Below are 6,563 nucleotides of genomic sequence, written 5' to 3'. Positions count from 1 at the left end.
GGTGTGTCTGCTAAGGTTTGTACTTTGCCATCAACATAAGTCTTGTTGGTTACATCACTACCTACGGTTGGTGCTGCGACATTGGTAATCTTTTTACCACCAACATCCAAGCCATTTGCTGTGCCTGATAAAGTAACTGCATTCGCACCACTACCAATCGTTGAGGTACCATTAACAATGCTATTGCCAGTAACAGTACTATTACCATTCACTTGCTGACCAGTTGATGTCACTGTTCCTGCAAAGTTAGGTGCATCTGCAATTTGAATCGCAATTGAACCTGTTTGATCGGTCACGGTTTTAACATTCGCGCCACTATAAGTACCTGCTGTACTCGCAGCTCCGCTGATCGCAATAGTTTCACCCAGCTTACGATCTACATCTTTTGTATCACCTGATTTTCTTGCATTTCCTGTAAAGGTAATCGCTTTATTAGCTTGTGTACTTACGGTGTCTAACTGACCTTTGTTTACGGCTTGATCAGCAGTAGTTGCATCTGCAACATTACTAATATTTTTATTCGCTGCATTAATTCCAGCATTGGTAACACTTGGACCACCAGTAATCGTTAACCCACTGTTATCAACCTTGCTGTTGCCTGTAGTTACACTACCATTAGCACCTAAATTAACGGTTTCAGCAAGTTTAATATCAAGTTGGTTACTACCATTCGATACAACACCAATATTGCCATTGGTTAATGTACCTGTCGCACCGCCTTTAACGTTCAGGTCTTCGCCTAATTTACGGGTTGCTTTGGTTCCTGAATCACCCACAAAACCAAGAGGCGTATTTGCTAAAGTATCGACATAAGTCTTATTCGCTGCATCACTACCAACTGTTGGTGCTGCGACATTGGTAATTTTTTTACCACCAACATCCAGGCCATTTGCTGTGCCTGATAAAGTAACTGCATTCGCACCACTACCAATCGTTGAGGTGCCATTAACAATGCTATTGCCAGTAACAGTACTATTACCATTCACTTGCTGACCAGTTGAAGTTACTGTTCCAGAAAAATTCGGAGAATTGGCAATCTGGATATCTAGAGTATTTCCAGTAATAACTGTTTTTACATTACTGTTTGAACTCGCTCCTGCCAATCCCCCAGTAATATTTAGAGTTTCACCTAAATTACGTCCTACGGTTCCAGTATTACCAACAAACGTAATTTCTCTTTGAATTTCAGTATTCAAATTAGACAAAGCTGTGCCGACATTAGTTGCTGCAGCATAAGATCCAGCATCAGCCTTATTAATCGTGTAACTTGGAGCAGTATAAGTATCAGTTGCTGCATTGTATGTAGCACCACCACCTAATGCAGTTGTATTTCCAACTGCACGGTTATTTACATCTTTAAGTTGTGCAACTGTCACAGCATCTTGATCAGCAGCACCATCTGCTACATTCTGAATTCGTCTGAGATTAGAAGCTGACCCCACAGAAACAACCGATGTTGGGGCCGCTGAATTTGTAATATAGCCCGTACCTGATGGTGCAGTTGTTGTCGAACCCCCACCCAGTGCTACAGAATTCGCTACACTTGCATTTGCACCTGTACCTAGAGCAACCCCATCTACAGCACTTGCACCTGTTTGAGCATTTACGCCAAATGCGATAGATCGATCACCTTGTGTGCTTGCCCCCATCATCAGTGCTGCACTATAAGTAGCTGTCGCTACAGCGCCATTTTTATTGTACGCAAAACCATCAGTTCCTGTCGTATTATCGCCACTAGAACCCAAAGCTAAGGAGCCTAGACCATTCGCCATCGGACTTGATAACTTTGTTGCACCTACTGAATATAAACCACTACCAATCGCAACTCCCCCCTTACCAGTAGAAGTCGTCATATTGCTATTAAAATTAGAACCGATAACAACTGATTGATCACCATTGGCCGTAATATCATTCCCAACCACAGTTGACTGACTACCATTAGCTCTTGTTGTCGCACCAATTGCGATTGCTTCTGCTCCATTGCTACCAACTTGTGCCGAACCATTAGAACCATTACCAATTGCTACCCCAGTACCTTGGTTATCTTGTCCACCGCCAGCTGTATATCCAGCAAATGTGAGTGCTGGCGTGAGAATAGTTAAAATGGCTAAAGATAATGCTTTGTAATTAAAAAATTTAATTAAGTTATCTTGATGTTCTTCCAAATCTAAAGAAACAACCTGACCTACATTTCCTCGATTTTTAGTTTTTGTTTTAGCGAGTTCCGAAACCGCTACCCAAGCACCCAATGAGGCGTTCCATACAACCTTATAAACCTTATTCATAATATTTTTCCAAACGCAGATAAAAGTTACAACGTGTGCACTTATGTGTACAAGTCTGTCTATTAAGTAAAGAAATGTAATTTATTGCTTATAAAATAACTTTTTTAAAACGAGAAGTAAATCACACTAACACACGATGTACACCTACTAGATCACCGATTAAAATGAATATTATATTTTTTGTTTTAAATTTTAATTTATTAAAAATCAGTAGTTAAATTTTAATAATTAATAAAAAACCGATCTCATATTTTTCAAATTATGTAAATATATATACAAAAAAAGTCGATACATGACAGTTATTGACAATCTTTTTCTGTATTTATGTGCAAATTGCGCATTAATATTTGTATCTAAATGTTAAAACCAAAAAAAACCAGCAATAAATGCTGGCTTTTTATTCTTAAATATTTCACCAAGAAACATTTACACGTCGATTTGGAGCCAAGCAATTCACAAGTTGACGATTGGCTTTATTACCAGCGCATTGCTGATATAGATCAGTTTGGCTATTGGCTTGAATTTGAATGCGGTTCGCATCAATGCCTTCATTCACCAACAGTTTCGCTACTGTATTGGCGCGTTGCGATGACAGTTGTTGGTTATAAGTGAATTTCCCTAATGGGTCAGCAAAGCCCGCAACCACAATTGGCCCAGTTGAAACGCTTTGTTTAATACGTTGTGCAATTGAAGCGACAGAACTAGAACCTTGTTCAATCGCACTTACATTAAAACGATCAAATGCAAAGAAGACACTCCCAGAACGTGCACCACTTACATTGGTATCATTTGGAACTTGGTTATTAGCCCCCCACGCCATTAGACCTTCACATGCTTCGCCTTTCCAAGACAATCTTTCTGAAAGATACTTCTTATTGAAATCGACACGTAATTGGCAACGTAAATAGTCTTGGCTATTTGGCTGACGAATATCTAAAACATAGTTCCAAGTTTTTATAAAGAATACGCCTTCACTAAATTGAGGGTGGCCCAAAATGTGACGAATTTGATCTTTAGTCAGACCTATGTCTAAACGTGCAACATTAGCATATTCATAACGCTGAACTTGTTTTAAATAGCTGTTCTCAACCGCTGGAAATTTAATTTCTTCTTGCTGAGCCACAACTTCTTCTTGTGCAAAAGTAGTGGTTGTTGTTAAACCGACTAAAGTTGCCATCATCAAAATTTGAATATTCTTGTTCATTTCTTTACTCACAATATCTGTTGGATAAGAAGAGTCTAGGACTCTCCTTATTGAGGGCAATTAGTCAATAATTGTACTTACACCAATACGTACCAATGGGCTACCTTGGCTTCCTAAAGCAGCACCCGTTGTTAATGACCAACGACCATTATCGGCAGTACGACGGAACGTCACACCCACTGCATTTTGATCGTTGTAGTAAGCCGCACCAACTGCCATGGTTAACTTACCTGGCACATAAGGTGCTTGCTCAAGTGCAGCTGTCGCAGCAATACCCGCAGACATTTTGTCTTCCAAATTGTCGATACGTTTGTTGGTGTCATAGAACACTTGTTGTAACTGATCACCAAGGTTGTTGATCTTGTTACCCAACTCTTGATTTGACTGGTTCAAACTTCCAATCGCATCATTAATATTGTTCTTACCCGTACCACCGATATTATTGGTTGTAATACTGCCATCTTGATTAACAACCGTCTCACCACCAATGCTGTTCTTGATACTGTTGGAAATGTTATGGATCTGACCACCATTCACAGCTTGGTTAGAACCCGCTTTGATTTCACCATCCTTAACACCTTGCACCACACGGTCACCATCTTTACCGGCCATATTGATACTTGTACCACCCGTATCTTTACCAACGGTAATTTCACCATTTGGTGTCTGTTGCTGAACTAGACCAGACTTACCATTATTGATGTTATTGATGTTGTTATTGATGTTCTGAATATCATTTGAGTTTTTATCAACTTGCTTCTGAACATCCCATAACTGACCACCATTTACAGCGTCTTTAGACCCCTCTTCGACCTTACCATCAGCAACATTTTTCAGGTTTGTGCCTTTATCGCCACCGCCTAAAGTCACTGAGTTTTTATCAACATTGCCATCTTTGTCTTTGTCATACTTCACAGCGTTGTCTGACAAGTCACCGATTTCTTTGCCAATTTGGTCTTTAACATCATTAATTTGCTTATCAAGCTGACCTTTATTTACCGCATCTTTTGCATCAACGCCATCAGCGACATTGGTAATTTTCTTACCACCTGCATCAATACCGTTAATTGTGATACTTGGACCACCCTTAATCATCAAGCCATTGTTGTTCAATACCGTATCACCAGTGGTGATGCTGTCGAACTTCGCATCTTTCAATAATTCGATCTTGAGGCCATCTTCAGTGGTACGGGTAATCACGTTTTCACCGCTGGTTTTGTCTTCCGCTGTTGAAGCATCAGCGCCACCCACAATGTTTAACTTCTCACCCAACTTACGATGAACATCCGCACCAGTATTACCGGCGAAGTTTAGACCTTTATTGGTCACATCATTAACGCCATTGGTAACCTTATCATCAACTGATTTGATTGCATCATTGATATTGTCTTTACCTGTGCCACCAATGTTGTTGGTGCTGATGCTGCCATCTGGATTAATCGTTGTGTTTCCACCAATGCTGTTCTTGATGCTGTCAGAAATATTCTTAATCTGACCGCCATTCACTGCATCTTTTGAACCATTCGCGATTGAACCATCTGCAACATTGGTAATGACTTTATTACCTGCATTGATGCCATCTTTAGTGATGCTTGGACCATCTTTAATGGTTAAACCTTTGTCGTTTAATACCGCATCACCAGTCGTGATGCTGTCTAAATTAAGATCTTTCTTGGTTGAAACTTCGTAGTTGGTACTACCATCTTTATTCGTCGTCTCTTTAACAACAATGTTGTCACCTTCAGTCACTGTAGTTTTCGCTTTAGTTGCAGCGTCTTTCACATTGCTGATTGCATCATTAATGTTATTTTTACCTGTACCACCAATGTTATTGGTCGTGATGCTGCCATCTGGATTGACCGTTGTATTTCCACCAATGCTGTTCTTGATGCTGTCAGAAATATTCTTGATCTGACCACCATTCACCGCATCTTTTGAACCTTTGGCAATTGAACCATCAGCAACATTGCTGATAACTTTATCACCCGCATTAATGCCATCTTTGGTGATGCTTGGACCATCTTTAATGGTTACACCTTTGTCGTTTAATACCGTGTCACCAGTGGTAATGCTGTCGAACTTCGCATCTTTCAACAATTCAACTTTGATGCCATCTGCTGTGGTACGGGTAATAACATTTTCACCGCTGGTTTTTTCTTCCGCTGTTGAAACATCAGCGCCACCAACGATATTTAACTTCTCACCCAAGTTACGGTGAACATCCGCACCTGCATTACCTGCAAAGTTTAGACCTTTATTGGTCAGGTCATTTACACCATTGGTGACTTTGTCATCTACCGACTTGATTGCATCATTGATGTTGTCTTTACCTGTACCACCAATGTTATTGGTGCTGATACTGCCATCTGGATTAACCGTGGTGTTACCACCGATGCTGTTCTTGATGCTGTCAGAAATATTCTGAATCTGACCACCATTCACGGCATCTTTTGAACCTTTGGCAATTGAACCATCTGCAACATTACTAATAACTTTATTAGCTGCATTGATGCCATCTTTAGTGATGCTTGGACCATCTTTAATGGTTACACCTTTGTCGTTTAATACCGTGTCGCCAGTGGTGATACTGTCAAACTTCGCATCTTTCAACAATTCAACTTTGATGCCATCTGCTGTGGTACGGGTAATCACGTTTTCACCGCTAGTCTTGTCTTCCGCTGTTGCTGCATCAGCGCCACCAACAATGTTTAGCTTCTCACCCAACTTACGATGAACATCCGCACCAGTATTACCTGCAAAGTTCAAGCCTTTGTTTTCCAACTCAGTCTTGGTGTTATCAATCTTGGTATTGAGTTCTGTTTTGGTGTTGTTGATCGTGTTGTTGAGCTCAGTTTTTGTATCGGTAATCTGAGTGGTTAACTGATCTTTGGTATCGGTGATACGGTTACCCAAGTCTTTCTTCGCGTCATCTAACTTGTTGTTGGTATCGGTAATCTTGTTATCCAGACCATCTTTGGTTTTGGTTAACTGATCAACATTGACTGCATCTTTACCATTTACACCATCAGCAACGTTAGTAATGACTTTATTACCTGCATTGATGCCATCTTTGG

Annotated in this window: 3 protein-coding genes; all 3 read right to left on the bottom strand. The window is 40.3% G+C overall.

Annotation, left to right across the window (positions count from 1 at the left end):
* The coding region (locus tag F993_RS20310; RefSeq protein WP_004652159.1) for an ESPR-type extended signal peptide-containing protein at positions 1-2,285 on the bottom strand (2,285 nt) is incomplete at its 3' end.
* Between the two features lie 412 nt (positions 2,286-2,697).
* A complete protein-coding gene (tpgA, locus tag F993_RS18430) occupies positions 2,698-3,489 on the bottom strand; it encodes a trimeric autotransporter adhesin/peptidogylcan-associated protein TpgA (RefSeq protein ID WP_004652158.1) in 792 nt (263 codons plus the stop codon).
* A 60-nt stretch (positions 3,490-3,549) separates the two neighbouring features.
* Positions 3,550-6,563, bottom strand: a 3,014-nt coding sequence (locus F993_RS18435; protein WP_004652157.1) for a YadA-like family protein, incomplete at its 5' end; no start/stop codon positions are given.

This window comes from Acinetobacter proteolyticus (assembly GCF_000367945.1).
Classification (GTDB): Bacteria; Pseudomonadota; Gammaproteobacteria; order Pseudomonadales; family Moraxellaceae; genus Acinetobacter; species Acinetobacter proteolyticus.
Note: the sequence above shows the minus strand (reverse complement) of the source record. Positions and strands in the feature narration are given on the sequence as shown.